Annotated in this window: 30 protein-coding genes; 14 read left to right on the top strand and 16 right to left on the bottom strand. The window is 66.8% G+C overall.

Features of this window, described 5'->3' with window-relative positions; genetic code table 11:
- Positions 1-41: 41 nt before the first annotated feature.
- From NS4_RS02375 to NS4_RS33605, 4 genes are all read right to left on the bottom strand, one after another.
- Positions 42-569: a YbhB/YbcL family Raf kinase inhibitor-like protein gene (locus NS4_RS02375; protein ID WP_063057776.1), complete on the bottom strand. Its 528-nt coding sequence runs from the start codon at positions 567-569 to the stop codon at positions 42-44.
- Between the two features lie 21 nt (positions 570-590).
- Positions 591-1,949 carry a M20/M25/M40 family metallo-hydrolase gene (locus tag NS4_RS02370; protein ID WP_174552055.1) on the bottom strand — a complete coding sequence of 453 codons (1,359 nt, stop codon included), beginning with the start codon at positions 1,947-1,949 and terminating at the stop codon, positions 591-593.
- A gap of 254 nt (positions 1,950-2,203) precedes the next feature.
- Positions 2,204-3,097 (bottom strand): Sco1979 family transcriptional regulator, encoded by an 894-nt coding sequence (locus NS4_RS02365; RefSeq protein ID WP_063057926.1) that lies wholly within the window; start codon positions 3,095-3,097, stop codon positions 2,204-2,206.
- Positions 3,098-3,318: 221 nt separating this feature from the next.
- Positions 3,319-3,447 (bottom strand): hypothetical protein, encoded by a 129-nt coding sequence (locus NS4_RS33605; protein ID WP_281218515.1) that lies wholly within the window; start codon positions 3,445-3,447, stop codon positions 3,319-3,321.
- 402 nt (positions 3,448-3,849) lie between these two features.
- Here NS4_RS33605 and NS4_RS02360 point away from each other — a divergent pair, with 402 nt between their 5' ends.
- From NS4_RS02360 to NS4_RS02350, 3 genes are all read left to right on the top strand, one after another.
- Positions 3,850-4,305, top strand: coding sequence for a hypothetical protein (locus NS4_RS02360; RefSeq protein ID WP_063057774.1), 456 nt, complete (start codon positions 3,850-3,852; stop codon positions 4,303-4,305).
- 66 nt (positions 4,306-4,371) lie between these two features.
- Positions 4,372-5,250, top strand: coding sequence for an SAM-dependent methyltransferase (locus tag NS4_RS02355; RefSeq protein WP_063057773.1), 879 nt, complete (start codon positions 4,372-4,374; stop codon positions 5,248-5,250).
- A gap of 293 nt (positions 5,251-5,543) precedes the next feature.
- The gene (locus NS4_RS02350) at positions 5,544-6,422 is read left to right on the top strand and encodes an SAM-dependent methyltransferase (RefSeq protein WP_063057772.1); all 879 of its coding nucleotides are present in this window, start codon (positions 5,544-5,546) and stop codon (positions 6,420-6,422) included.
- A 3-nt stretch (positions 6,423-6,425) separates the two neighbouring features.
- Here NS4_RS02350 and NS4_RS02345 read toward each other — a convergent pair whose 3' ends face one another.
- Positions 6,426-6,752, bottom strand: coding sequence for a histone-like nucleoid-structuring protein Lsr2 (locus NS4_RS02345; RefSeq protein WP_063057771.1), 327 nt, complete (start codon positions 6,750-6,752; stop codon positions 6,426-6,428).
- Between the two features lie 205 nt (positions 6,753-6,957).
- On the opposite strand from NS4_RS02345, the gene NS4_RS02340 reads away from it, so the two are divergent.
- The 3 genes from NS4_RS02340 (at position 6,958) to NS4_RS02330 (ending at position 10,088) form a co-directional block, all read left to right on the top strand.
- The gene (locus NS4_RS02340) at positions 6,958-7,881 is read left to right on the top strand and encodes an alpha/beta fold hydrolase (protein ID WP_063057770.1); all 924 of its coding nucleotides are present in this window, start codon (positions 6,958-6,960) and stop codon (positions 7,879-7,881) included.
- Positions 7,882-8,034: 153 nt separating this feature from the next.
- Positions 8,035-8,517, top strand: a complete 483-nt coding sequence (locus NS4_RS02335; protein ID WP_063057769.1) for a MarR family winged helix-turn-helix transcriptional regulator — start codon at positions 8,035-8,037, stop codon at positions 8,515-8,517.
- Positions 8,514-10,088, top strand: a complete 1,575-nt coding sequence (locus NS4_RS02330; protein WP_063057768.1) for a DHA2 family efflux MFS transporter permease subunit — start codon at positions 8,514-8,516, stop codon at positions 10,086-10,088. The genes NS4_RS02335 and NS4_RS02330 overlap by 4 nt, the downstream gene beginning before the upstream one ends.
- 47 nt (positions 10,089-10,135) lie before the next feature.
- Here the strand turns inward: NS4_RS02330 and NS4_RS02325 are convergent, their stop codons facing one another.
- On the bottom strand, positions 10,136-11,332 hold the full coding sequence (locus NS4_RS02325) for an alpha/beta hydrolase (RefSeq protein WP_157105849.1): 1,197 nt from the start codon (positions 11,330-11,332) through the stop codon (positions 10,136-10,138).
- 189 nt (positions 11,333-11,521) lie between these two features.
- Between NS4_RS02325 and NS4_RS02320 the strand changes: the two genes are divergently transcribed.
- Together NS4_RS02320 and NS4_RS02315 are read left to right on the top strand one after the other, a co-directional pair.
- Positions 11,522-11,746 carry a hypothetical protein gene (locus NS4_RS02320; protein WP_063057766.1) on the top strand — a complete coding sequence of 75 codons (225 nt, stop codon included), beginning with the start codon at positions 11,522-11,524 and terminating at the stop codon, positions 11,744-11,746.
- Positions 11,747-11,818: 72 nt separating this feature from the next.
- Positions 11,819-12,799 (top strand): hypothetical protein, encoded by a 981-nt coding sequence (locus NS4_RS02315; protein WP_157105848.1) that lies wholly within the window; start codon positions 11,819-11,821, stop codon positions 12,797-12,799.
- A gap of 19 nt (positions 12,800-12,818) precedes the next feature.
- On the opposite strand, the gene NS4_RS02310 is transcribed toward NS4_RS02315, so the two are convergent.
- A complete protein-coding gene (locus tag NS4_RS02310) occupies positions 12,819-13,241 on the bottom strand; it encodes an organic hydroperoxide resistance protein (RefSeq protein ID WP_063057764.1) in 423 nt (140 codons plus the stop codon).
- Between the two features lie 169 nt (positions 13,242-13,410).
- Here NS4_RS02310 and NS4_RS02305 point away from each other — a divergent pair, with 169 nt between their 5' ends.
- Complete coding sequence (locus NS4_RS02305) at positions 13,411-13,803, top strand: hypothetical protein (RefSeq protein WP_063057763.1); 393 nt, start codon at positions 13,411-13,413, stop codon at positions 13,801-13,803.
- Between the two features lie 48 nt (positions 13,804-13,851).
- Here NS4_RS02305 and NS4_RS02300 read toward each other — a convergent pair whose 3' ends face one another.
- From NS4_RS02300 to NS4_RS02285, 3 genes are all read right to left on the bottom strand, one after another.
- Entirely contained in the window at positions 13,852-14,352 is a 501-nt protein-coding gene (locus NS4_RS02300; protein WP_218020294.1) for an SRPBCC family protein, read from the bottom strand.
- 338 nt (positions 14,353-14,690) lie between these two features.
- Positions 14,691-15,203 carry a hypothetical protein gene (locus NS4_RS02295; protein ID WP_157105847.1) on the bottom strand — a complete coding sequence of 171 codons (513 nt, stop codon included), beginning with the start codon at positions 15,201-15,203 and terminating at the stop codon, positions 14,691-14,693.
- 378 nt (positions 15,204-15,581) lie between these two features.
- Complete coding sequence (locus NS4_RS02285) at positions 15,582-16,169, bottom strand: CGNR zinc finger domain-containing protein (protein WP_063057759.1); 588 nt, start codon at positions 16,167-16,169, stop codon at positions 15,582-15,584.
- Between the two features lie 103 nt (positions 16,170-16,272).
- Here NS4_RS02285 and NS4_RS02280 point away from each other — a divergent pair, with 103 nt between their 5' ends.
- Positions 16,273-17,445 (top strand): epoxide hydrolase family protein, encoded by a 1,173-nt coding sequence (locus tag NS4_RS02280; protein WP_063057758.1) that lies wholly within the window; start codon positions 16,273-16,275, stop codon positions 17,443-17,445.
- A gap of 43 nt (positions 17,446-17,488) precedes the next feature.
- Here NS4_RS02280 and NS4_RS31970 read toward each other — a convergent pair whose 3' ends face one another.
- From NS4_RS31970 to NS4_RS33145, 3 genes are read right to left on the bottom strand one after another with little or no spacing between them, the layout of a single operon-like run.
- Positions 17,489-17,632 carry a hypothetical protein gene (locus NS4_RS31970; RefSeq protein ID WP_157105846.1) on the bottom strand — a complete coding sequence of 48 codons (144 nt, stop codon included), beginning with the start codon at positions 17,630-17,632 and terminating at the stop codon, positions 17,489-17,491.
- On the bottom strand, positions 17,611-17,925 hold the full coding sequence (locus NS4_RS33800; protein WP_369690194.1) for a hypothetical protein: 315 nt from the start codon (positions 17,923-17,925) through the stop codon (positions 17,611-17,613). The genes NS4_RS31970 and NS4_RS33800 overlap by 22 nt, the downstream gene beginning before the upstream one ends.
- Before the next feature lie 26 nt (positions 17,926-17,951).
- Positions 17,952-18,125, bottom strand: coding sequence for a hypothetical protein (locus NS4_RS33145; protein WP_245664994.1), 174 nt, complete (start codon positions 18,123-18,125; stop codon positions 17,952-17,954).
- Positions 18,126-18,258: 133 nt separating this feature from the next.
- Between NS4_RS33145 and NS4_RS02270 the strand changes: the two genes are divergently transcribed.
- Genes NS4_RS02270 through NS4_RS02260 form a run of 3 tightly spaced genes read left to right on the top strand, consistent with a single transcriptional unit; the run spans position 18,259 to position 20,827 of the window.
- Positions 18,259-19,128: a MetQ/NlpA family ABC transporter substrate-binding protein gene (locus NS4_RS02270; RefSeq protein WP_063057756.1), complete on the top strand. Its 870-nt coding sequence runs from the start codon at positions 18,259-18,261 to the stop codon at positions 19,126-19,128.
- The gene (locus NS4_RS02265) at positions 19,125-20,153 is read left to right on the top strand and encodes a methionine ABC transporter ATP-binding protein (protein ID WP_063057755.1); all 1,029 of its coding nucleotides are present in this window, start codon (positions 19,125-19,127) and stop codon (positions 20,151-20,153) included. The genes NS4_RS02270 and NS4_RS02265 overlap by 4 nt, the downstream gene beginning before the upstream one ends.
- 11 nt (positions 20,154-20,164) lie before the next feature.
- Positions 20,165-20,827: a methionine ABC transporter permease gene (locus tag NS4_RS02260; protein ID WP_063057754.1), complete on the top strand. Its 663-nt coding sequence runs from the start codon at positions 20,165-20,167 to the stop codon at positions 20,825-20,827.
- A 307-nt stretch (positions 20,828-21,134) separates the two neighbouring features.
- Here the strand turns inward: NS4_RS02260 and NS4_RS02250 are convergent, their stop codons facing one another.
- Positions 21,135-21,554 (bottom strand): ATP-binding protein, encoded by a 420-nt coding sequence (locus NS4_RS02250; protein WP_063057752.1) that lies wholly within the window; start codon positions 21,552-21,554, stop codon positions 21,135-21,137.
- Positions 21,555-21,942: 388 nt separating this feature from the next.
- On the opposite strand from NS4_RS02250, the gene NS4_RS02245 reads away from it, so the two are divergent.
- A complete protein-coding gene (locus NS4_RS02245; RefSeq protein WP_063057751.1) occupies positions 21,943-22,311 on the top strand; it encodes an STAS domain-containing protein in 369 nt (122 codons plus the stop codon).
- A gap of 22 nt (positions 22,312-22,333) precedes the next feature.
- Here NS4_RS02245 and NS4_RS02240 read toward each other — a convergent pair whose 3' ends face one another.
- Positions 22,334-22,777 (bottom strand): response regulator, encoded by a 444-nt coding sequence (locus NS4_RS02240; RefSeq protein WP_063057750.1) that lies wholly within the window; start codon positions 22,775-22,777, stop codon positions 22,334-22,336.
- Complete coding sequence (locus tag NS4_RS02235; RefSeq protein WP_063057925.1) at positions 22,774-24,342, bottom strand: sensor histidine kinase; 1,569 nt, start codon at positions 24,340-24,342, stop codon at positions 22,774-22,776. Before NS4_RS02235 ends, NS4_RS02240 begins: the two co-directional genes overlap by 4 nt.
- Positions 24,343-24,397: the final 55 nt, after the last annotated feature.

Raw genomic sequence — 24,397 nt, 5'->3', positions numbered from 1 at the left:
TGGCCCCGGCGGATATCACCGGGGCCACCGGGAGGGCGGGATTACTTCTGCTCGTAGGTGCCGACCAGAATCGCCCGCGCCAGGGTGTGCGAGAACAGGTTGAACCCGAGGAACGCCGGGGAGGCCTCCGGCGGCACGCCCAGTGAGTCCACGTCCACCGCGTGCACCACGATGAAATAGCGGTGCGGGCCGTGTCCGGCCGGCGGTGCCGCCCCGACGTATCCCGCGAACCCGCCGTCGTTACGCAGCGTCACCGCACCGGACGGCAGTTCGCCGCCCTCGCTGCCGGCGCCCGCGGGCAGCTCGGTCACCGATGCCGGGATATCCGCCACCGCCCAATGCCAGAAACCCGAGGCCGTCGGCGCGTCGGGGTCGTAGACCGTCACCGCGAAACTCTTGGTCTCCGCCGGGAATCCCGACCAGCTCAGCTGCGGCGACACATCCGCACCCCCGGCGCCGAAGACACCGCTGACCTGGGCGTTGCCCAACGTCGCGCCGTCGGACACATCGGTGGAGGTCAGGGTGAACGACGGAACCGAAGGCAGGGCGTCGTAGGGGTTGTCGGCCATGTTCTCCTCTTTCGAATCGGATCAGCTGTGCAACAGGAAGTGTTCCAGCACCTCGGTGCCGAATTCGAGCGCATCGATCGGAACACGCTCATCCACACCGTGGAACAGGGCCGCGAAATCCAGCTCCGGCGGCAACCGCAGTGGCGCGAACCCGAAACACCGGATACCCAGATGCGCGAGGGCTTTAGCGTCGGTGCCTCCGGAAAGCATGTACGGGACGGTCCGGCCCTGGGGGTCGTGGGCCAGGATCGCATCGTTCATCGCGTCCACGAGATGACCGTCGAAGGTCGTTTCGTAGGAATCGAGCTTGGTGATCCACTCCCGCTCCACATCCGGACCGATGAGCTCGTCCACTTCACGTTCGAACTCGGCCTGCCGACCCGGGACCACCCGGCAGTCCACCACCGCCTCCGCGGTCTGCGGGATGACATTCGCCTTGTAGCCGGCGTTCAACATGGTCGGGTTGGCGGTATCACGCAGGGTCGCGCCGATGATCCGCGAAATGGATCCCAGTTTGGCCAGTGTGCCCTCGATATCCGGACTCCCCGGATCGAACTCCAGACCGGACTCCTCCGATACGGCGGCCAGGAACTCGGCCACCGAATCGGAGAGCACCAGCGGAAACGTATGGGTGCCCAGGCGCGCCACCGCCGACGCCAGGATGGTGACGGCATTGTCCTCGTGCAGGAACGAACCGTGGCCCGCGCGCGCCTTCGCGCGCAATCTCATCCAGCCCAGCCCCTTCTCCGCCGTCTCCACCAGATAGAGGCGCCGCTCACCGCCGTCCGGACGTGGGACGGTCAGGGAGAACCCGCCGACCTCGCCGACCGCCTCGGTGACGCCTTCGAAGAGGTCGGGCCGGTTCTCCACAAGCCAGTGCGAACCCCATTTCCCCCCGTTCTCTTCGTCGGCCAGGAAGGCGAAGACGAGGTCCCGGGGCGGGACCGTCCCCTCGATCTTGAACTGGCGGGCCACCGCCAGCATCATCCCCACCATGTCCTTCATATCGATCGCGCCGCGACCCCAGACGTAACCGCCCTGTACGGCACCCGAGAACGGGTGCACACTCCAGTCCGCGGCCTGGGCCGGCACCACGTCGAGGTGACCGTGCAACAGCAGCGCGCCGCGGCCGGGGTCGGCGCCCGGCAGCCGCGCGAAAACATTCCCGCGGCCCGGGGCGCCGGATTCCACGTATTCGGTGGTGTAGCCGGCGTCTTCCAGTTGCCGCGCCACCCATTCGGCACACTCTCGTTCGCCCTTGGTGGTCGCGAGATCACCGGTATTGGAGGTGTCGAAACGGATCAGCGTGCTGACCAGCTCCACCACCTCCGCCACGGCACGAGAACGAGCAGAACCCGAATAATCACCTGTAGCGGCCACGCCCCCTTCCTACCATCCTGTGTGTCCTTGCTTCCTTCCGGCGCGACCGCTGCCGAATATACATAGTTAGATGCGCATATCTACGTAAGAGCATTCTATGCCGTGGTCGTGGAAGTCGGTTCGGTTCGACGGGCTGCCCCGGCGGATCGGACAGGATCTCCGCCTCCCAAGGGCGGTTCGGCTACTCGATGCGCCGCTCCCCCCACCCGCACCGGATACCGGCGCGGAAACACTCTCCCCCCGCTGCGTCCGGCCTACTCGGCGGGCAGTTCGGAGAGCACCTTACGCAGATAGTCCCGGCTCTCCCCCGGGGTGAGCGCGATAACGCTCAACTTGTTCATCACCGTCATATAGACCTCGACATCCTGCTTCTTCTCCAGGTAGTGCGAGGTGGTGAGCTGCTCCATATAGACCATGTCCGGTAGCTCGGGCTCCGGGAACCGGAGAATACTGAACGAACCGCCGGCCGCCGGATGGCCGCCCACCGAATAGGGCAGCACCTGGATTTTGACATTGGGCCGGTCGGAGGCGGCGATGAGATGTTCGATCTGATCCCGCAATTCGGCGTAGCCGTCGATCGGGCGGCGCAGCGCATTCTCGTCCACGACCGCCCACAGTGTCGGCGCCGCGGCACGGCTCAGGATGTCCTGGCGGCGCATCCGGATACCGACCCGGCGTTCGGTCTCGTCGTCGTTACCGAGCGTGATCACCGACCGTGCGTAGGACTCGGTCTGCAGCAGACCCGGTACGAATTGCGCCTCGTAGGTGCGGATCGTGGAAGCGGCCTGCTCCAGACCGATATAGTTCTCGAACCAGTTCGGCAGCACATCGTTGAACGGCTGCCACCACCCCGGATCGTTCGCCTTCTTCATCAGATCGACATAGACGGCCAGCTTGTCCGGATCGTCCACCCCGTAGAGCTTCAGCAGGTCGAGCAGGTCGCGCTCCCGGAAGCGGGTCCGGCCCAGCTCGAGCCGGCTGATCTTGGCATGGGAACCGCGGATGTGATCACCGGCGTCCTCGCGGCTGATCCCGCACGCCTCCCGCAAACGGCGCAATCTGCTGCCGAGCGAGATACGTAACACGGTCGGCCCACGATCGGCTTCCGCCTGATCCGGGATATCGGAATCGTCTCGCTCGTGTGTCATGGTCGCCTCTGGCCAGTTCGTGCTGTGCTGCATCGTACGGCGCCCGCCACCGCCGAACCGCACCGGTCGGCGAGCAATCCTACTATCCGGTAGGCGCATATTCCGGTAACGCGCCCGCTCCGGACGGACCCGGCAGTCGTGCGGCAACCTATTGCCGCGAACGTGCGGATCGAATCCTATAGTGCCCCATACCCGTAGCATCTTCCTGTTTGCACGCGGTATCAGGTTTCCTTGCGTAAACTCCCCCACGACACGACGTCCGGCTTCACCTGTACCGCGAAGACCTGGGAGACGACACCGATGAGGGCATCGGCAGCAGGAGCGAGTACCACTGGAGTTGTTTCCAGCATAGCGCGTGTGCGGCCGGCCCGCGAAGACGAACCGGCCCGACCGCCCGGCGGCGGCAACCCCCGCGCGAATCGGCGCCATCGCACCGGCTCTGCGCGTAAATCGTTGGAAATCAACGCATCCCGATCACCGTCGGGGGCCCTCGCCGGGACGGATCGGCCCCAGCCCGATAGGGTGATCCGGAGTCGACCGGAACCGGCCGTTTCCCCCCGAAGCAGTCCGCTTCCACCGTACGTTTCGACGAACAGGACTGGGCCGCGAGCATATTCCACCGACCGCCGCACACATCGCCGCATCACGGGGTCGCCCTCGGGCCCGCCCATGCGGTCGGTGTCCGGCCCCCTTTCCGATCACCGCAACAGCCGGCGTGCCCGGAACAGGCACCCGTAACAGTTGGAGACCCCATGTCCGACACAGTCACCACCACCGAGATCCGCACGAAACTGACCGGAGTCCTCGGTCACTCCAGTATCGACCTGGCCACCTCCAAAGACGGCGTCAACTGGGCGACGAGCGCCTTCTTCGCCAACCTCGACGACGACCTTTTCCGCCTGACTCTCATCCTGGAGAACAGTGGCCGGACCCTGGATCAACTCAAAGCCAATCCCAATGTGGGTGTGAAGGTGGTACCGGGCGGCATCGCGGATCCCTTCGCCCAGGGTTTGGGCACGGCCACGCTGCGCGAGAAGGCCGACCAGGACGAGACCTTCCAGGCGCTGCTGCGCAAAGAACCCCGGATCGAGCCGTTCTTCGCCACGCCGGTCACCGCGCTGGTGATCGATATCGACTGGTGGCGGGTCACGGATCTGGGCGCCGGCTGGCTGCCGGGCAAGGTCCTCGAGCGCAGTAAGGACGCCTGAGGGGCCGCCACCGGGGGGACGGCTTAACATCGCCCTGTTCGATCCACAACGTAGAGAGAGGTATTCATGGCCGAACCGGCTAATCGGACAGGCGTTCGTGTCCCGGTCGGGGTGGACACCACCCGGCCCAGTATCGCCCGTGTCTACGACTACAGCCTAGGCGGCAAGGACAACTACGATGTCGACCGCGCCGCCTTCGAACAGATCCTGCGGATCGCACCGCGGCAGGGCGACGTCTCCCGGATGAACCGGCGCTGGCTCCACCGTGTGGTGCGCTATCTGGCCGGACCCGCCGCGATCGATCAATTCCTCGATATCGGCGCCGGTCTACCGACGGTGGGCAACACTCATCAGATCGCGCAGCAGGAGAACCCCGAGGCCACGGTCGTCTATGTCGACAACGATCCGGTCTGCAACGCACACGGCCGGGTGCTGCTGGAACAGAACGAGAACACCCATTTCGTCTCCGGCGATCTCCTCGAGGAGAACACACTGCTGGAGAACAAGAACGTGCTGCAGTACCTCGATATGGACCGGCCTGTCGCGGTGATCCTGTGCGGGCTGCTGCACCATCTCGACGACGACCTGCAACCGCCACGGGTCATGCGCGAATACATTTCCCGGTTGCCCGCCGGCTCGTATGTCGCGATCACCAATTTCTGGGATCCCGCGGACGAGAACCCGGAACTGCACGATCTGGCCAAGCGCCTGGAGCGGGCGTTCACGGAAATGGGGCTGGGCTCGGGGTGGTACCGCACCCGCGCTCAGCAGCTCGAATACTTCGACGGCCTGGAGCTCGTCGCTCCCGGTCTCGTGGAACTCGAGGACTGGTGGCCTGCCGGGCCGGCCACCCGCCCTCGACTTCCGGAGGAAAAAGTGATCATCGGCGGAGTCGGATACAAACGCCCCGCGGTCCGATTGCACAGCGTGAACGGAAACAGCTGATGAATCGCCTTGTTGTCCGGTGGTGCACGGCGCCGGGTTTCCACCCGGCGACCGCCACGATCGGACAACACCGAAGCGCGCTATCGCACAGTTGGTTTCACAAAAAGGACAGCTCGGCCCGATACCGTGCCGAGCACACGTATCCGGGCTAGGCTCGGGCCACTCAGACGACGCGAACCATTATCACGCAGTTCGATCGGCGCCGATTGCTCACTCCGGCACCGCGTTCTACGCTTTGGTGACCCGACTCACATTTGCAACCAGTATTTCTTTCTTCCAGAGAGAAGGTCGAGATGGCCGAACCGGCGCACCGGACCGGCGTTCGCAAACCGGTAGGCGTGGACACCACTCGGGCCAGTATCGCCCGTGTCTACGACTACAGCCTGGGCGGCAAGGACAACTACGATGTCGACCGCGCCGCCTACGCCGCGATCCTCGAGGTCGCGCCCCGCCAAGGCGATGTATCGATCATGAACCGGCGCTGGTTGCACCGGGTCACCCGGCATCTGGCGGGCACCGCCGGTATCGACCAGTTCCTCGATATCGGCGCCGGATTGCCCACTGTCGCCAATACGCACGAGATCGCCCAGCAGCAGAACCCCGACGCCACGGTCGTCTATGTCGACAACGATCCGGTCTGCAACGCCCACGGCCGGGTACTGCTGGAACAGAACGAGAACACCCATTTCGTGCCCGCCGATCTCCTCGAGGACAAGACCCTGCTGCGTAACACCGACGTCACCCGCTATCTGGACATGGAGCGGCCGATCGGGCTCATCCTGTGCGGGCTGCTGCATCACGTCGACGACGAACTCGATCCGGTCGGGCTCATGCACCGATATGTGGAACTGCTGCCACCGGGATCTTATCTCGCGATCAGCCATTTCCATGATCCGGGTCCGGCCGATCCGCAGCATCACGCGCTTGCCAGGGAGCTCGAACGCCGTTTCACCGAAATGGGTCTGGGCTCGGGCTGGTACCGCACCACCGAGCAGATCCTCGAGTACTTCTGCGGCCTCGAACTCATCGAACCGGGTCTCGTCCAGCTCGACGACTGGTGGCCCGCCGGCCCGCCGCTGCGGCCGCGGTATCCCGAGGAGCAGGTCATGGTCGGTGGTGTCGCCTACAAGCCGGCCGACGACAGCACCGACCACCGGAATCCAACCGGGTAACTGCTACCCGTTGACGCGCCGGAAGGCCGCCAGTATCCCGGCCGGTATGCGGCCGCGCGCCGACACCTCGTGTCCGTTGCGCAGGGCCCATTCCCGGATCACCTTTGCCGAGGCCGACCGCGCCGGCCGCTCCCGTTTCGTTCGCGCGGCCCGGCCGGCCTTGCGAGCGAACGGGGTCCACTTACCGAAGACCGCCCGCAATTCCCCCGCGTTGGCTTCGGTCAGGTCGATCTCGAACGTCACGCCCTCGAACGCGAACACCACAGTCTCGGCCGCGGGTGATTCGCCGTCGAGGTCATCGATCAAAGTGATGACGACCTTGCGCGCCATGGGCTTGCTCCTCCGATCACCGATTACCTTGCCAGATATGACATCAGCTACCCCGCGGCCGTGCGAATGACGGATCTGCCCGCAGCGCCGGCACAGCGACCTCGTTCGGGGGATGTGAGCATACCGCTCCGATCGTGGCCGATAACGCCGGGGCGCGATCGATCCACCAGGGTTACCGTGGCGGGGCCGAACGAGAGGACGATCCATGGGTGCGCACGAGCCCGATCTGCCCGAAACCGTCGAGTACCGGTTACCGCACCTGGCGATGACGGCACTCGCCTGGGGTGAGCCCGGAGGCCGGCTCGCCCTGTGCCTGCACGGCTTTCCCGACAGCGCCTGGACCTGGCGACATCTCGGCCCCGCGCTCGCCGGCCGCGGATTCCGGGTGGTCGCGCCCTTCACCCGAGGTTATGCACCGACCGCCGTACCCGACGACGGCGACTACCATCTGGGAGCGCTCGCCTACGACACGCTCGAGCTCCATCGCGCACTCGGCGCCCCAGCGGACGCGGTGCTCATCGGCCACGACTGGGGCGCGTTGACAACGAATACCATTGCGGCTCAGCCGGATTGCCCGTTCCCCCGGGTCGTGTCACTGGCGGTCCCGCCGGTTCCGGCCATGCGCCCACGCCGGGACGCCGGAGTCGGCGCTTATCTGCGGCAGATACGGTTCAGCTGGTACATCCTCTTCAATCAGCTACCGGGGATCTCCGAGCGCTCGCTCGAGCGGCTGATCCCCCGGCTGTGGCACGATTGGTCGCCGGGGTACGACGCCGAGTTCGATATCGCCCGCACCCTGGCCGCGCTGCCGACCACAGCGCACCGCACCGCGGCGCTGTCCTATTACCGTGCGTTCGCCCGGATAGCCGGGAAGCCGGCCGCTCGCTATGCCGGACTCCACCGGCACTGGGATGGCGCGCCGGGCGTTCCGATGCTGTATCTGCACGGGGGCGCCGACACCACCCTGCACCCGGCGTTCACCGCCGGTGTGGCCGAGGTCCTGGCTCCGGCGGGCGGAAACAGCGAGATCCTGCCCGGAGCCGGGCATTTCCTGCATCTCGAACAGCCTGCCCGAGTGGCGGAGCTATTGCTCGGTTTCTTCGCGGACGAGGAAGCGCCCGGGGTCTGACTCGATCCCCCGGCCCGCAGCGTGCTTTTTCGCTCCGGGCCCGCTGAAGCGCCCTGCTCCGGGGCCATACGACCGCTCGCCGCGCTATGTTTCCGGTCACAAACGAGATATTCCCGCTTCCGCGACTATTACGGAGGCCCATATGATCGCGCGGTGGCAAATGAGTCGGAGACGAGCACCCTCATCGAGCACTTCGTGCTCGCCGTCTGCGACCCCGGACGGTGGCAGGGTGTCGACCGGCTCGCCGAACTCGATCTGACCCTCTCGCAGGCGCGGGTGCTGTTCACCGTCGTCCGGCGCCACGAGCCACAACCGATCCACACCATCGCGGGCGAACTCGGCCTGTCGATGACCGCGGCCGGCCGCAATGTCGACCGGCTGGTACGCCTCGGGCTGCTCACCAGGCAGGAGAGCCCCACCGACCGCCGGGTCAAGCTCGTCGGCCCAACCGAACACGGGCAACGGCTCGCCTGGGATCAGATCGCCGTCCACCGCGCGACGATAGATACGGTCGTCCACCGCCTGCCCGAGGCTTTACGGGAGGACCTCGGACGGGTCCTCACCGCCGTGCTCGAGTCCGGGGCCATACACAACGTCGTGGCGTGCCCCCCCGCATCGTCAGGAGACAATTCGTGAACGCAAGCCCAGCCCCCGCGACCGACGCGGGGGCTCCGGACAGAATCGACGCATCGGTCCTGAAACTGGCCGGTGTCGTGGTTCTCGGCGCCATCATGTCCATTCTGGACATCACGGTGGTGAACGTCGCCATGCCGACGTTCCAAACCGAATTCGACGTCGCCAACTACTCCACGGTGGCCTGGACGGTCACCGCCTACACGCTCGCGCTCGCCACCGTCATCCCGCTCACCGGCTGGGCCGCCGACCGCTTCGGCACCAAACGGCTCTACATGACCGCGCTGGTGCTGTTCACCGTCGGCTCGGTGCTGTGCGCCCTGTCGTGGAACATCGGCGCGCTCATCGGGTTCCGGGTGATCCAGGGCCTGGGCGGTGGCATGCTCATGCCGCTGGGTATGACCATCATGACCAAGGCCGCGGGACCGGAGCGGATGGGCCGGTTGATGGCAATCCTGGGTGTGCCCATGTTGCTCGGCCCCATCCTGGGCCCCATCCTGGGCGGCTGGCTCATCGAGGACGCCTCCTGGCACTGGATCTTCCTGATCAACCTGCCGCTCGGCGTGATCGCACTCGTCTATGCCTGGTTCATCCTGCCCAAGGACGAGCCGCGCGCCGGTGAATCCTTCGATTTCGTGGGCATGCTGATGCTGTCGCCGGGTCTCGCGCTGTTCCTGTACGGCATCTCCTCCATCCCGGAGGAAGGCACCGTCGCCACACCGAAAGTGTGGGCGACCATGCTGGTCGGCGGTGCGCTGGTGGTCGCGTTCGTCTTCTACTCGTTCAAGCCCAAGAATCCGCTGCTGGATCTGCGACTGTTCCAGAATCGCGATCTGACCGTCGCCACCGTGACGATGTTCCTCTTCTCCGCGTCGTTCTTCGGCGGACTGTTGCTGATCCCCACCTATTTCCAGCAGGTGCGGGGCGAGAGCGCGCTGCTGGCCGGGCTGCTGGTGGCGCCGCAGGGTATCGGGTCGCTGCTCACCATGCCGATCGCCGGCATGCTGGTGGACAAGTTGCCGGTCGGCCGGGTGGTTCCGGTAGGTCTGGCGGTGCTCACCGCGACCATGTTCGGGCTCACCCAGATCGAGGCCGACAGCTCCTACTTCTATGTGCTCGGTGTGCTGTTCGTCATGGGTCTCGGTATGGGACTCACCATGATGCCGCTGATGACGGCCGCCCTGCGCACGCTGAACGAGGCACAGGTCGCGCGCGGTTCCACTCTGTTGAACATCATCCAGCAGATCGCCAGTTCGGTAGGTGTCGCGGTGATCTCGGTGGTGCTGACCAACCGGATGCAGAGTTCCGAGGCGGTGTCGGCCGGGCAGGCGGTGATGGAGGCCCAGCGGACCGGCGAACAGCCCGATCCGTCGGTGCTCCAGTATATCGCGAGCCTGGGCGACAAATTCGAAACCGTCATGCTCGGGCAGATGTCGGACGCCTACGCCGGTGCCTTCTGGGTGGCGTTCGCGCTGTGCCTGGTCACCCTCGGCTTCTCCGTGCTGCTTCCGCGTAAGGCGAGCGAAGTGGCGAAGTCCGATTCCGATACGCCGGCCCCGGTGCTCATGCACTGAGCTCCCGGTGCTCCAAAACCGCACCGCCCGCCCCGAACCATCCCGGTTCAGGCGGGCGGTTGCGTTTCCCGGAACCAGTCGAGAATCCGTGGAAGTGCCTCCCGGACGGTGGCACCGTGGTCGATATCGCCGAGGTCGATCAGTTCGGCGGAGGCACCCAGTTCGGCTTTCGTGCAGCGAAGTGAATTCTCGAAGGGCACACTACGGTCCCCGGGGGCGGCGAACAGCCGGACCGGCACCGTCGCGGTCCAGTCGCACACGGATTCGCTGTCGGCCATGGCCTGCAGGGCGGCACCGGTAGGGTTACGCGCCAGTTCCAGGAATCGCGGGGTCAGCAACTTCTGCGGGGTGTCCGGAAGTCCCGACGACACAGCCAGCAGATCGTGGTGCCCGTCGAAAAGTCCGTCGATCCGCTGCGCGTAGGGCTGCTGGAACGCTTCGGCGGGATCGTCGTAGAGGTGATAGATCCGGTTCATCGCGGTGATCCAGTAGCCCAGGTAGAGCACCGCACGCCTCCCCTCCACCCGGCCGTCCAGCGCGGCCGGGGCCTGGACCTCCTGGACGGCGTAGGCACCGCTCACCGCGGCGACCGCGGCCGGGGCGAAACCCTCGACCGCACCGCTGTTCAACTCCCGGCCGAGCGCCAGGGCGGCCTGGGCACCCTGGGAGAAACCGGTCACCAGGACGTTCTGGTCCAGGTCACGGCCTTGATCGGCGAGCAGCGAGCGAGCCGCCAGCAGTAGATCCGCCGAGGCGGAGGCCTCGGTGGGGGCATGGGCGTAGGGATGGAAACCGGGGCCCTCCCCCAGACCCAGATAATCCGGGGCGACCGCGGCGTAACCGGCGGCGGCGAACTGGACCGTGCGGGCACGTTCGGTCTCGCCGTCCGCCGAGGGCGCTTCGTCGCGGCGCACCGTGGTTCCGTGCGCGTAGGAGACCAGGCGCAACCGCGGCACGCCGGTATCCGGGACCACCACCAGGCCGCTGGCAGTGGTGGAGGTGCCGTCGGCCGCGATGGTTTCGTACACGACCCGGTGGGCCCGGACACCGTTCGCACCGGCCACCGGGTATTTCCATTCGGCGAGATAGTCACCGGTCTCCGCGCCGGTCATCTCGAAGACCGGCGCCACCGAGACAACCCTGCCGCGTTCGGGCCGTTCTCCATCGCCGCCCACGCCGCCACACGCGACGGCGAGCAGGCACAGCGCACTCGCCATCGACAGCAGCGCCCGGCGCATCGTCACCTTCGTTCTCCCGATTGTGGTCCCGACTCGATCGGGCCTCACCGTAGCCGATCACCCGGTGACCGGTCGCGAGGCCGCGCGAGCGGCACGGCAGCACCGCCGGGGCCGTGCGGTCTTGGAGGTGCGGCGGATTGCCGCCGGGCAAGAGGGGAACGAAACGACTCCGGGACCACCGACGATGACAGGGACGTGAACCCCGAAGTACTATCGCCGGCCGAGCGGCGGGACATGGTGCGACGCCTGATCGCACTCTGTCATATTGTCAACGATCTCGTCGAGATCACCGGGACCACGGCAACCGACGGCGGGCCGGCCACGGAGGTGCTCCACGAGCACGCACAGCGGATCCAGGCCGTGGTCCGTGATGTCGTGGTGGATCTGGTGGCCAACGGCCGGCGGTCGGACGCTGCCTGAGGAGAAGTCGCGCCGGCCCACCGCTGCTCTCGTGCAGTGTTCCCAGTGGTGGGCGCAGAATAGACTGGGGCGATGGTCAAACCGAGCCCGTGGGGAGCGAGCGGAGGTAACGGCGAGACCTCGTCGAGCACGGTTCGCACCGCGACACCACAGCCGGACCCGTCCGCGACCGCAGACACCCGGTCGGAGGCCTGGGCACGACGCCGGACTCTTGCCCGCGCCGGTCTGCGCCGGGTGGCCGGACATGCCGAGGACATCCGTACCGCGCCGTTGATGAGCGGAAAGTGGGGATATGTGATCACCGCCCTGGGCGGTGTCATCGTCTTCACCCTCATGTTCAAGCACTGGATGGTCGCGCACGGGCCCGATGGTATGGCCGCGGCAACGCCTTTCGGACAAGTCGACTCGACCACTCGGTACCTGACGGTCTGGTCCGCGCAGGGAATCCCTCCCGCCGCGAATCTCACCGGTTCGTGGGCAGTCGCCTCGAGCAGCATGATCGCGTTGACCATCGCCGCAGTCGCTATCTACATCGCCACCGACTCCGAACGTTTCGCACGGATCGCCACCGGCGGCGCGGTGATCACCGCGCTGCTGGTGATCGCAAACATGCTCTATCTGACCGCCCGGCAGAAAGAGCTGAAGAATATGACGGTCCGTCGCTGGGACCTCGGTGGTCAGCTGGGTTCCTGGATCAACTGGGCCGTCAACGACGGATCGAAGCCGGTCGCGGGTCTGAACGAAGTGAAATACGTCGCCAGCGGTACGATCACCACCTCCGCCATCGCGGCGGTGATCATCGCGGTGGGTTCGGCGGTGATCGCGGTAGCGACCATGCCGCGCACCGACGGCGGAGGTCGGATGCCGTGGCGGATTGCCGTTTCCCGGGAGACGTCGGCGAACTACACGGCTTCCGGGAGCGACCCCACGGAAGCGGCACGGACGACCCCGGCGTCGGAGGTTACCGCCACGACCCCCGCCGAGCCCGGCTCGACCACGGGCAGCGAGCCCGGTTCGAGCGCAACCGCCGAGCCCGGCCCCGCAAAGATGTGACGCGGGCTCGGGATCTGCGTCAGTCCTGCGCCACCCGCACCTCGACATCGATATTGCCGCGGGTGGCATTGCTGTACGGGCACACCCGATGCGCCTTCTCGGCCAGGGCCTGCGCCTGGTCCTCGGACAGGTGGGGCAGAGTGACCTCGAGGACCACCGTCAGCCCGAATCCACCGCCGTCGATGCTACCGATACCGACCTTGGCGCCCACCGCCGAATCGTTCACATTCGCCTTGGCCTGGGAACCGACCAGGCGCAGCGCCGAATGGAAGCAGGCCGCGTATCCGGCGGCGAAAAGCTGTTCCGGGTTGGCGCCTCCGCCGCTGCCGCCCATTTCCCTGGGCACGGCCAGCTCCAGATCGATGCGGCCGTCGGTGGTGCGGGTATGACCGTTGCGGCCGTCCCCGGTGGCCAGCGCCTCGGCCGTGTACAGCACACGCATCGCCGTCTCCTCCGCTCGTATCACGCACGGTTGTCGATACCGCGGCAGCGAATGCCGCGGGACTGTGCGCAGTGTAGTGTCGCGCGCGGTGCCGGATCAGTTGCGGCACAGGGGAAAGTTCTGGGTATCATCCGGCGGCCCCCAATCGGCTCGAGCGATCGCGAGGCATATGTTCCCTGACCCGACCTCCACTCACTATCCTGTCTCTCCCATCCCGGACGACGTCTACGGCCGGGGCGCGCCCATTCCCACGCCCCGGGAACCCGATCTGGTGATCACAGCGCTGCTGTGGTTCCTGCTCGCGGCGCTGGCGATCGTCTCGGTGGCCATCTCGCCCTGGTTCCTGCTCGCCACCGGGTTGTGTGATGGACGCGCGGACTGCAGCGCCGATCCGAGCACGGGCAACTGGATCATCGTCCTCGGCGGCTGCTTCGGCTTCCTGGTCGGCGCCGCCACCACCGTGAATGCCGCACGCAGTGGGCGAGCGCTGTATCCCGGCGCGCTGCTCGGTGTGGTCCTGGTTCTCGCCGCCTGGCTGGCGGGTTCGTTTCTGATGAACTGAGCGGATGCCGAGTCGCGGGCGATCGGATTCCGCCCGCGACTCGGCCGCTCACGATGATGCCGTCGCGAAGCGCCGATCGGTGTAGCGGCGCAGGTTCGCCAGGAAGCGCCGGAACACCAGATTCATCACCGGGGTGGCGAGGAATGCGGTGAACCGGGCGGGACCGGCCAATCGCTGGGCCAGTGTCCAGGTGAGCCGGCAACCTTCCGGGGTCTCGACGATGCGGTAGTCCTCGGCGAACGCCGCCAGCGCGCCGGTGGAGCTGCTGTTGAAGCGAAACGCCATCCGGGTGTTCGGTTCCCAGGCCAGGAACTCCTCGTCGCCGACGATTCCGCCGCGCATATCCACCACCCGGGTGGTGCCCACACCTCTGGGTTCGGGAGTGGTCCAGGTGACCTTGGTGATCACGCTCGCCCAATGCGGCCAGGATTCCGCGTCGGCCAGTACCTCGAACAGCTGGGCCGGCGTGATCGCGAGGTCTACGCTGTTGCTGCAGCGCAAGGGCGCGTTGTCGATGAATTCGAGACCGACGCGCTCGCACGGATGCAGGGTGCTCATTGTCGGCCACCGCCGTTTCCGCCCACCTGTTTCCGGTCGCTCATGCGCAGGATCCTCTCGTCGGTCGGTACAGCCACGCACTCCCGGCTGTACACCGATGGTTACACCTGTCCAGTCATCTGTCCATAGCACGCGATGCCCGATCGGGGGGTTGGGACCGGGCGCAGGAAAAGACGGACCGCGCCGGCCCGCTTCACCGAATTCCCCGGTTCGACGGCGCCACACGCACCGCGAGAATTAGCTTCCGGCGATGCCGGTCGCTCGCCGGCCACGGTGTCCGGGGCGGGCCCTGCTCGTCACCGCCACCATCGCCGCCCCCCTGGCACCCGCTACGAGTACGGCCGCACCACCGGATTCCGGGCCGGGCGCTGCGACGCCGGTCCAGTACCGACAGCATGAGAGTGGGCATCCAGGATCCCGGCCACCGTGGCGGTACCGGTGCCCAGCGGGAAGGTGTCCCCCTCCTGATAGCCCATGGCCGCGCCGGTCAGCACGCCGTTGGGTACGTTCAGCAGCTTCGCGGCATCACTGCCCAGCGAGCCGGTGAGAGAACTGCCCAGTTCGGCGATCCGGGCATCGGCACCGATCAGCAGGGCCCGATCAGCAGGGCCCCGATCAGCGTCCGCCCCGGTCTGCGCGCGCAGCATGGGCACCGCGGTCCGCACGCCCGGGGCCGCCGCGATCGGCCCCAGCAGATCCTGGCCGAATCCGGCGTCGGTGATGCCGCTGACCTCGAGGACCGCTCGGCCGCCGAGTCCGGCGACGAGTTTGTCGACCGAACCGGTGACCGAGCCGGAGATGCCGAACACCGCTACCAGCAGCGCCGCCGAGACCGTCATCACCGTCAGCGACAGCAGGCTACGTCCCGCGATGCACCAGCAGATCGCCGATATCGAACAGCCGGAATCGGTCCCAGACCGCCGCCATCAGCACCCGCTCCGGCGGGCCGCCCTGTTTCGCCGCGCATCCATCCCGGTCCCGCGCCGGCCGCGCCGGACCGATATTTCCGATTCCGGCTCATCCTCGTCCATCGGTACCGATCACGCCACGGCGCGGGCCGAGCCCTGTGCCGGCTCATACTTTCCGCACCGCCGCCCTTGTGGTAGCCGCGACGGTGGACACACGCGGCATAAAGAGCTGTGTGGTGGGGCGAGCGGGTAGGCGGCCGACAGTCCGGCCGATCTTCTCCTACCGGCCCCACCCTCCGGGGGGAGGCCGGGTCAGCCGCCACCCGTGCGTGCGGCAGGCGCGTTCTTGCGCTGGTTGGCATTGAAGCGCGCCTTCTTCTCACGATTGCCGCACGTGTTCATGTCACACCATTTGCGAGTGCGACTTCGACTGGTATCGAAGAAGGCGGCCCGGCAGGTCGGCGATGCGCACAAGGCCAATTTTCCGTCTCGTTCGCCGGCGATGATGCCGATCGCGTCGGCGGCGATTACGCCCAGGGCATCTTCGACGCCGGAGGCCGAGCCGAGTCGCCATTGCCGATTGCCCTCGGGCGTCAGGACAGCCGCCGCCCGACCCCGAACGCTGCAGTCGTTGATGACTCGGACAGCACACGCGGGGAGAACGTCTCGGATCGCGGCCGCTGTCACGGCGGCGTGGATCGATTCCCTCAGTTCCCGGGCGAGTTCGAGCTGGGCGGCGGTACAGGACTCCACGGCCAGGCCGTTCACTGCCAGCCAGTCGAGGAGTCGCTGCGGCGTGGGTATGCGCTCCACAGCGTCGCCACAACGCTCCGTCAGGGTCGCCGTGAAGCTTGTGGCCAGCACGCTACCGAGGCGAAAGTCAGGAAACCCACCAGGCATGGAACCACCATAGCCGGTTGCGCACCGACTCGAAGGCATGTTAGAACCGTCTATGCCGGTTCACGATAGGTCGTTGCCGGTTCCGCGATGGCCAGGAGGTCTCATGCCCCGTCCGACCAGCGACGTACAAGCATTCGAAGCTCACGCAACCGACGCCGACCTCGATGATCTGCGCGCGCGGTTGGTCGCGGCGCGGTTACCGGAAGCCGAGACGGTCCACCGCGCCGCGTCCGGCCGTCGCCGGTGGGAGCAGGGCGTTCCGCTCGCCGACCTCATCGAGGTCGTGCACTACTGGCGCACCGAGTACAACTGGCGGTCGTTCGAAGCGCGCCTCAACCGGATCGGCCAGTTCCGCACGACCATCGATGGTCTGGGAATCCACTTTCTGCACCGCCGCTCCGCGCGCGCAGATGCCACTCCGCTGGTCTTGACGCACGGCTGGCCGGGCAGCATTGCCGAGTTCATCGATGTAGTGGACGAGCTGGCAGATCCGAAAGATGTGGACGCGCCGGCGTTCCACGTCGTGGTTCCCTCGCTACCGGGCTTCGGCTACAGCGATAGGCCGGCCACCACCGGCTGGGGAACCGAAAAGATAGCGGCCGCATGGGTCGAACTGATGGAGAGGCTCGGTTACACCGAGTTCCTGGCCCACGGCGGCGACTGGGGAGGCAACATCACCACGGTTCTCGGCGGCAGGTTCCCGGCGCGTGTTCTCGGCATTCACACCCTGTTCGCGGAGGCACCGCCCGGGTTGACGACGGACGGGCTGACGGCAGCCGAGCGCACATGGGCCGAGCAAACCAGCGATTTCTGGCGCCACCGCGCGGCATACGCGAAACAGCAGGCGACCCGACCGCAGACCATCGGCTACTCGCTCGTCGACTCACCGGTCGGGCTACTTGCCTGGATCCTCGACAAGTTCGCCGAGTGGAGCGATACCGAAAACAGCCCGTTCGAGACGATTTCCAGAGACCGAATTCTCGACGACGTCACCCTGTATTGGCTGACGCGGACCGGCGCCTCGGCGGCCCGCATCTACTACGAAAGCCACAACTCGCTCGACCCCGAACTCCGGGTCGACGTCCCGTCGGCAATCACCATGTATCCCCGCGACATCGAGAAGTGTCCGCGCCCTTGGGCACAGGAGCGGTACCGACGAATCGTCCGATGGAGGTCGCCCGAGACCGGAGGGCATTTCCCGTCGCTGGAGGTTCCCGAGTATTTCGTCAAGGACCTGCGAGAAGGCCTCGCGGCAGTGCTGGCCGCCGCTCGGTGAACCCGGCCGGGGGGCCGACCGGCCGTAGCATGCGCCGACGAACTCACCGGGGTCCGGAGCGGTCCCGGAACGTGGCTTCCAGTTCGGCGAGAGTGGCCCGCAGCTCGGCCGGATCGTTGTACTTGAAGATTCCGTCGTAACCGGACTCGGCCCGGATGGCCGCCGCTACGGCGGGATCGTGGTACAACTCGGCCAGGGCCAGCAGCGTCGGGTCGCCCTTGTCCTCGGCTCGGGCGGCGAAGATATTGATGTACTGGGCCAGTTCCGGACGCTGCGGATCGTCGGTGTAGACGACATCGTCGGCATGGGGGTCAGCCGGACCCGCGACGCCGCGGTGTCCACATCCTCGATGCGCGAATCCCAGCCGGCGCCGCCCTTCAGGACGATCAACCCCGCCGCGGCCGGCCCGAGCAGCGGCCGCACACGGTTGGCGGGATTGTTGCTCCGGGTGATCTCGCCGCCGGGCGGGATATCGGCCACCGACTCGTGTTTCTTCGAGTAGAGGGTCAGTGGGAAGATCTCGGTGGCGCTTTCTCCCGGTAGACCTCCCAGTGCGTTAGGGCCAGATCGTTCACGCCGATCCGCACCACGTCGGGGTCGCGGTCCGCACCGCAGGCGGGCAGGAGCGCGGCCAGCGCGAGCAGGACCGAAACAACGGCAAAACGACGCAGACCTCGCATTGTGCGCAAACTAGGCGGTCACATCCCGCTCCGGCCAGGATTTCGTTCAGCCCAATCCCAACCGTTGCCGGGCCCGCGCGCCCACCGCTTGGATGATCGAGTCCACACGGCCACGAGCATTCGGGAGCAGGCGTTGAAATTCCCACGGGTACTGGCGATACCGGCGTTGACCATCGCCGCGGCACTCGCCCTCACCGGCTGCGGCGGCAGCGCCGGGTCCGACGATGTGGTGCGTATAGGTACCACCGAGAGCGATCCGGCGTGGGACGTGTTCGAGCAGAAGGCCCAGGATGCGGGTATCACCCTGCAGATCACGAACTACTCCGACTACTCCCAGCCCAATATCGCTCTCACGCAGGGACAGATCGACGTCAATCTCTTCCAGCACCTGCAGTTCCTCGGCGAATACAATGTCGCCAACAACGCGGACCTGACCCCGATCGGCGCCACCCAGATCGTCCCGCTGGGTCTGTATTCGAAGAAGCACAAGTCGGTCGCCGATATCCCCACCGGCGGCGAGATCGCCATTCCCAACGACCCCTCCAACCAGGCACGCGCCCTCTTCGTCCTGGAGGCCGCGGGCCTGGTGACACTGTCCTCGGACACCCTGGCGCCCTCCCCCGCCGATATCGATCGAGGCGCGTCCAAGGTGAAGGTGACCCCGGTCGACGCGGCGCAGACCGCGCTGTCGCTGGCCTCGGTGGACGGTTCCGTCATCAACAACACCTACCTGGAGCGGTCCGGTGTCGATCCGCTCTCGGCTCTGTACAAGGACGATCCGTCCAGCCCGGGTGCCGAACCGTACATCAACGCGTTCGTCACCCGCGCCGAGGACAAGGCGGACCCGACCTATCAGCGGCTGGTCGAGATCTGGCACGACCCCGAGGTCCAGCAGGCTCTCGCGGAATCTTCCAAGGGCACCTCGGTGGAGGTACGGCGCAGCGGCCCGGAGCTGGAGCCGATCCTGCAGCGGGTGCAGCAGACGATCCGCGACGGCAAGTGAGCGACACCTCGACCCGCACGGAGTTCGCGGTTCCCGCGGTCGAATTCCGTGCGGTGACCAAGACCTTCCGCACCGGGAAGCGCGCGGACACGGCACTGTCCGATATCGACCTCCGGATCGAGAAGGGCGAGATATTCGGCGTGATCGGCTACTCCGGCGCCGGTAAGAGCACCCTCGTCCGGCTCGTCAACGCCCTGGAGAAACCCACCAGTGGGACCATCGAGATCTCCGGCACCCCGATCACCGGGGTGTCGGAGGCGCGGGTGCGGCAGATCCGCCGCGATATCGGCATGGTCTTCCAGCAGTTCAACCTCTTCCGCTCCCGGACGGCGGCCGGGAACATCGAGTACCCGCTGAAGGTGGCGGGCTGGCCGCGTGGGAAACGTAAGGAGCGCCTCGCCGAGCTGCTCGACTTCGTCGGACTCTCCGACAAGGCCCGCAGCTACCCGGATCAGCTCTCGGGTGGGCAGAAGCAGCGGGTGGGTATCGCGCGGGCGCTCGCGACCTCGCCGTCGCTGTTGCTGGCGGACGAGGCCACCTCGGCGCTGGACCCGGAAACCACCGGCGAGGTGTTGCGCCTGCTGCGCAAGATCAACACCGAACTGGGGGTGACCATCGTGGTGATCACGCATGAGATGGATGTCATCCGGGCGGTCGCCGATCGGGTCGCGGTGCTGGCCGAAGGCCGGATCGTGGAACTGGCGAAGACCTTCGACGTATTCGCCGCTCCGCAGTCGGCCCCCACCCGTTCGTTCGTCGATACGGTGCTGCGCAACCGCCCCGGCCCCGCGGAACTGCGCCGCCTCGACGAACTGCACCGGGGCCGGCTGGTGACGGTCGATATCGACGACGCGCGGGGTATCGGCCCCGCCCTCACCACCGCCGCGCGAGCAGGCGTGGGTTTCGAGGTGGTGTACGGCGGAGTGGGCACTCTGCAGGACAAGACCTTCGGCAGTATCACCCTCGCACTCGACGGCCCGGACGAGGCCGTCGAGTGCGTGATCGCCCAACTGGATCAGCGGTAGCGAGGACCGATATGCAGACCGATTGGGACAAATTGCGGCCTGTCCTCACCGAGGCCGTCGGCACCACCATCTATCTCGTACTGCTCACCTTCGTGGTGGGTGGCCTCGTCGGGCTCTTCCTCGGCACCGCGCTCTACACCACCCGCAAGGGGGGGCTGCTGGCCAACGGCCCGATCAACTGGGTGCTCAATGTGCTGGTCAATATCGTGCGCCCGATTCCGTTCATCATCCTGCTGGCCGCATTGGGCCCGATCACGCTCGAAGTGGTGGGTACCACCATCGGCACCGAAGCGGCGGCCTTCGTGATGATCGTGGCCGCCTCCTTCGGGATCGCCCGGATCGTGGAACAGAATCTGGTCACAGTGGATCCCGGGGTGATCGAGGCGGCGCGCGCAATGGGCGCGGGACCGCTGCGGATCATCCTGACGCTGCTCATTCCCGAAGCATTGGGCCCGCTGATCCTCGGCTACACCTTCGTCATCATCGCCATCGTGGACATGTCCGCCATGGCGGGCACGGTCGGCGGCGGCGGGCTCGGCGATTTCGCCCTGGTGTACGGGTACCAGCGGTTCGACTGGGAAGTCACGCTGGTGGCGACCCTCATCATCATCGCAGGGGTGCAGGGTATCCAGTTCCTCGGAAACTGGACCGCCCGCAGGGTCCTGCGCCGCTGACCGTCACCGGCCGGTCCACGGACTTCCTGGCTCAGCGATGGACCGGTCGCGCACCGGCCGCCACTCGCCCCGACGGTGGGTCCGTCGTATCGATCCGGATCCGCACTCGCGGCGTCGTCTCGCGCAGCACGGCGACACCACGGCCGACACCCGGCGGGTGGGCCACGGCGGAGTCCCCTGCGGGGATAGTGGCAGTGTGGATGCCGACGAGGACGGGTACGGAGACTGCCCGATCGACGATTTCGGTTTCTGGCGTTTCTATCGCCTCGACTGAGGCAGGCGAGCCGGCGCGACGCGCCGGTCGTACTCACCGAGGCAGCGGGAGCCGCATCTCGACGGTCGTGCCGCCGGCGGAAATGATGACCTCCACCTCCGGAACCAGCGCGCGGATGATGGCCATCCCGCGCCCCCGGACCGGGTCCGGTCCGGGGGCGGGGCTCTTCCAGCGGCCGTGATCGGCCACGGTGATGCGCAGACCGTCGGCCTCGCGCTCCATCCGCAGCCGGATGGTGCCGCCGTCGCCGCGGTGACCGTGCTCGATCGCGTTCGCGCAGGCCTCCCCTATGGCGAGCAGCACGTCATAAGTCTGATCTTCACCGAGCGGGCACTGTGCCAGCCACTCCTGTGTCCGGTGCCTGACCTCGGCCAGCCGGTCGGCTTTCGCCGGAAACTGCAACTCCCATCGCGTCGGCGGACTGTCCAGCCCGGGCGGGCGGGTCGTCGTCACCTGATCGCCTCCTGTAGGTCTCGCCGGACGGACGGCGTAGGCGGTACCGGGTCCGTGGCGTTCGGCTTGCTGTCCTGTGGGGACTCTGTGCTCACTGCTAGCCATACCCATTCGTCCGCGGGGCATTCGAACGGTCCCCCGGACAGGCCGCGCCCCGGTCTCGGCAGCCCGATGCGTTGCGGATCACGCCCGGTGATCAACCCTGCACCCGGCTCAAACGTGGCATGGATTACGCATTCGCCGGCCCGGCCGGCGCCGGTGACTACTATTTCGCGATCGGGTAGATTTCGTTACGAAGATCTGTGCCGGCCCCGGTCGCGTTCCGCGCGGCGGGGCCTCGATACTGCAGAGGTGGAAAAGTGACGAATTGCGAGCCGGAGGAGCAGCGATGAGCGGCGACAGCTCGCCCCGCCTGCTCGATGTAGCGGTGCGGGCGGAGAACGGAACCGCGATCGTCACGGTGCAGGGTGAGGTCGATATGGCTTCGGCGCCTCAGTTGCAGGCCGCTCTCGAAGACGCCCAGCGCGGCGGGGACCCGCTGGTCGTGGACATGTCGGAGGTCGGTTTTCTCGGGTCGGCCGGTTTGAGCGTATTGCTCGTGATCTCCGAGGCGGCCGAGCCCGGCGCCGGACTGCGCGTGGTCGTCTCCGACGCCGTTCGCCGTCCTGTCGAGCTCACCGGGCTCGACAAGTTGCTGTCGGTGCACGAATCGCTGGCGGACGCGCTCGCCGCGGGCGCGAACCCCACGGCGTCCTGAGCCGGATCCGGCTGCCGCGCGGCTAGCGTCCGCGGGGCAGCCGGACCACCTGGACGAAGAAGTCGTCGATCTGCTTGATCGCCGCCACGAATTGGTCGAGATCGACCGGTTTGGTGACGTAGGCGTTGGCGTGCAGTTTGTAGCTGCGCAGAATGTCCTCTTCGGCAGCGGAGGTGGTCAAGACGACGACCGGGATATGCGACAGGTCGGGATCGGCCTTGATTTTCTCCAGTACCTGCCGGCCGTCGTATTTCGGCAGGTTCAGGTCGAGCAGGATGAGATCGGGGCGAGGGGCGTCGGCATAAGGGGCGGCGCGGTACAGGAAGTCCAGCGCCTCCTGCCCGTCGTGGGCCACATGCAGCGTGTTCCCGATCTTGTTGTCCTCGAAGGCCTCCCTGGTCATCAACTCGTCGCCCGGATCGTCCTCGACGAGGAGGATATCGATCGGCTGGCCGGGTGAGGTCATACGGTTTCTCCTTCGGGTACGGGTTCCGTCGCGGCAGCGGGCGCTGCCGGATCCGCGGCGCCGGGCTCGGCCTCGACGGTACGGAGGGTGAAGCAGATGCGGGTTCCCACCGTGTTCTCGGTGTCGAGCCAGATGGTTCCACCGTGGAATTCGACGATTTTCTTGCAGACCGCCAGGCCGATACCGGTGCCGCTGTATTCGTCGCGGGCGTGCAACCGCTGGAAGATGACGAACACCTTCTCCGCGAATTCGGGTGCGACGCCGATGCCGTTGTCGGTGACCGAGAACAGCCGCAGGGCCGGATCGCCGGCGTAGGGTCCGGTTTCGATGCAGACGACCGGCGCGTGGTCGGGCCGCCGGAATTTGACCGCATTGCTGATGAGGTTCTGCCACAGCATGGTCAGTAGGGTCGGCTCGCCCATGACCTCGGGGAGCTCGTCCGGCCGCTCCACCACGGCGTCGGCCTCCTCGAGAGAGCCCGACAGATTGGTCAGCGCCTTGTCCAGCGGTTCACCGAGCCGCACCGGCTGCGCGCCCTCGCTGACCCGGCCCACCCGGGAAAAGGTGAGCAGATCGTTGATGAGCACCTGCATCCGTTTGGCGCCGTCGACGGCGAAGTCGATGTATTGCTTACCACGCTCGTCGAGCTGGGAACCGTAGCGTTTCTCCAGCAGCTGGCAGAACGAGGCGACCTTGCGCAGCGGCTCCTGCAGATCGTGGGAGGCGACGTAGGCGAACTGCTCCAGTTCGGCGTTGGACCGGCGCAGTTCGTCGGCCTGCAGATCCAGCTCTGCCTTCTGCTGCCGCAGCAGGGCGCTCTGTGACTGTGTGGAACCCAGTTCGGCGACGATCCGGGTGCGCATATCCTCCACGGCCGCGGCCACCTGCACGATATCGGCCGGGCCACGACTGTCGATGTGATGGTCGAACTCGCCGTCGGCCACCCGCAGGGAGGCTTCGGTGAGTCCGGCCAGCGGGCGCACCACCAGCCTGCGCAACAGCACGGTCAGCACGGCACCGGTCAACAGGAAGGCGACCACCATGCCGGTCAGCACCACATCGCGAACGGTGCGGGCGTGTTCCAGCGCCCGGTTGTCCGCGGCGACCGCGGCGGCCAGCCCGTTGTTCTGCACCGTGAACGCGACGCGCAACTGATCGAAGATGCCCTTGGCGCGCACCGCTGTCGTCGTGGTCAGCGCTCGCGCCTGCTCCGGTGAGGTGGTGGCCGCGAGTGGACCGGCGTATTCGGTGCGCCACTGCTGCACTCCGCGTTCGATCGCGTCGAGGTCGGCGATCAGGTCGGGCCGGTCGGACAGCAGTTCACGCAGCCGCACCGCCGCCCGGGCCTGCTCCCGCGAGCCCTCGATATAGGGCTCGAGGAACTGGGGGTCGGCGGCGATCGCATAACCGCGCAGACCGGTTTCCTGGTTGACCAGCGCACTCTGCAGCCGGTATGCCTCCGCGGAGGCGGGCAGGGTCTGCCGAGCCAGCCGGTCGGTGACCTTGTTGGTGTTGGCGATCACCTGGGCACCCGCGACCGCGCCGATCAGTACCACCAGGATCATCAATGCGAAGACCAGCTGGAACCACGCCTGCGCGGTCAGCCGGCCCACCACTCGG

This window comes from Nocardia sienata NBRC 100364 (assembly GCF_001613205.1).
Classification (GTDB): Bacteria; Actinomycetota; Actinomycetes; order Mycobacteriales; family Mycobacteriaceae; genus Nocardia; species Nocardia sienata.
The sequence above is the reverse complement of the archived record's forward strand: the minus strand, read 5'-3'. Positions and strand labels throughout refer to the sequence as shown.

Excerpts from the sequence above, each read along its gene's own strand:
- NS4_RS02375 (WP_063057776.1), bottom strand. The coding sequence starts at position 569 with ATGGCCGACAACCCCTACGACGCCCTGCCTTCGGTTCCGTCGTTCACC.
- NS4_RS02365 (WP_063057926.1), bottom strand. The coding sequence starts at position 3,097 with ATGACACACGAGCGAGACGATTCCGATATCCCGGATCAGGCGGAAGCC.
- NS4_RS33605 (WP_281218515.1), bottom strand. The coding sequence starts at position 3,447 with ATGCTGGAAACAACTCCAGTGGTACTCGCTCCTGCTGCCGATGCCCTC.
- NS4_RS02360 (WP_063057774.1), top strand. The coding sequence starts at position 3,850 with ATGTCCGACACAGTCACCACCACCGAGATCCGCACGAAACTGACCGGA.
- NS4_RS02355 (WP_063057773.1), top strand. The coding sequence starts at position 4,372 with ATGGCCGAACCGGCTAATCGGACAGGCGTTCGTGTCCCGGTCGGGGTG.
- NS4_RS02350 (WP_063057772.1), top strand. The coding sequence starts at position 5,544 with ATGGCCGAACCGGCGCACCGGACCGGCGTTCGCAAACCGGTAGGCGTG.
- NS4_RS02345 (WP_063057771.1), bottom strand. The coding sequence starts at position 6,752 with ATGGCGCGCAAGGTCGTCATCACTTTGATCGATGACCTCGACGGCGAA.
- NS4_RS02340 (WP_063057770.1), top strand. The coding sequence starts at position 6,958 with ATGGGTGCGCACGAGCCCGATCTGCCCGAAACCGTCGAGTACCGGTTA.
- NS4_RS02315 (WP_157105848.1), top strand. The coding sequence starts at position 11,819 with ATGGTCAAACCGAGCCCGTGGGGAGCGAGCGGAGGTAACGGCGAGACC.
- NS4_RS02310 (WP_063057764.1), bottom strand. The coding sequence starts at position 13,241 with ATGCGTGTGCTGTACACGGCCGAGGCGCTGGCCACCGGGGACGGCCGC.
- NS4_RS02305 (WP_063057763.1), top strand. The coding sequence starts at position 13,411 with ATGTTCCCTGACCCGACCTCCACTCACTATCCTGTCTCTCCCATCCCG.
- NS4_RS02285 (WP_063057759.1), bottom strand. The coding sequence starts at position 16,169 with ATGCCTGGTGGGTTTCCTGACTTTCGCCTCGGTAGCGTGCTGGCCACA.
- NS4_RS02280 (WP_063057758.1), top strand. The coding sequence starts at position 16,273 with ATGCCCCGTCCGACCAGCGACGTACAAGCATTCGAAGCTCACGCAACC.
- NS4_RS33145 (WP_245664994.1), bottom strand. The coding sequence starts at position 18,125 with ATGCGAGGTCTGCGTCGTTTTGCCGTTGTTTCGGTCCTGCTCGCGCTG.
- NS4_RS02260 (WP_063057754.1), top strand. The coding sequence starts at position 20,165 with ATGCAGACCGATTGGGACAAATTGCGGCCTGTCCTCACCGAGGCCGTC.
- NS4_RS02245 (WP_063057751.1), top strand. The coding sequence starts at position 21,943 with ATGAGCGGCGACAGCTCGCCCCGCCTGCTCGATGTAGCGGTGCGGGCG.
- NS4_RS02240 (WP_063057750.1), bottom strand. The coding sequence starts at position 22,777 with ATGACCTCACCCGGCCAGCCGATCGATATCCTCCTCGTCGAGGACGAT.
- NS4_RS02235 (WP_063057925.1), bottom strand. The coding sequence starts at position 24,342 with ATGATCCTGGTGGTACTGATCGGCGCGGTCGCGGGTGCCCAGGTGATC.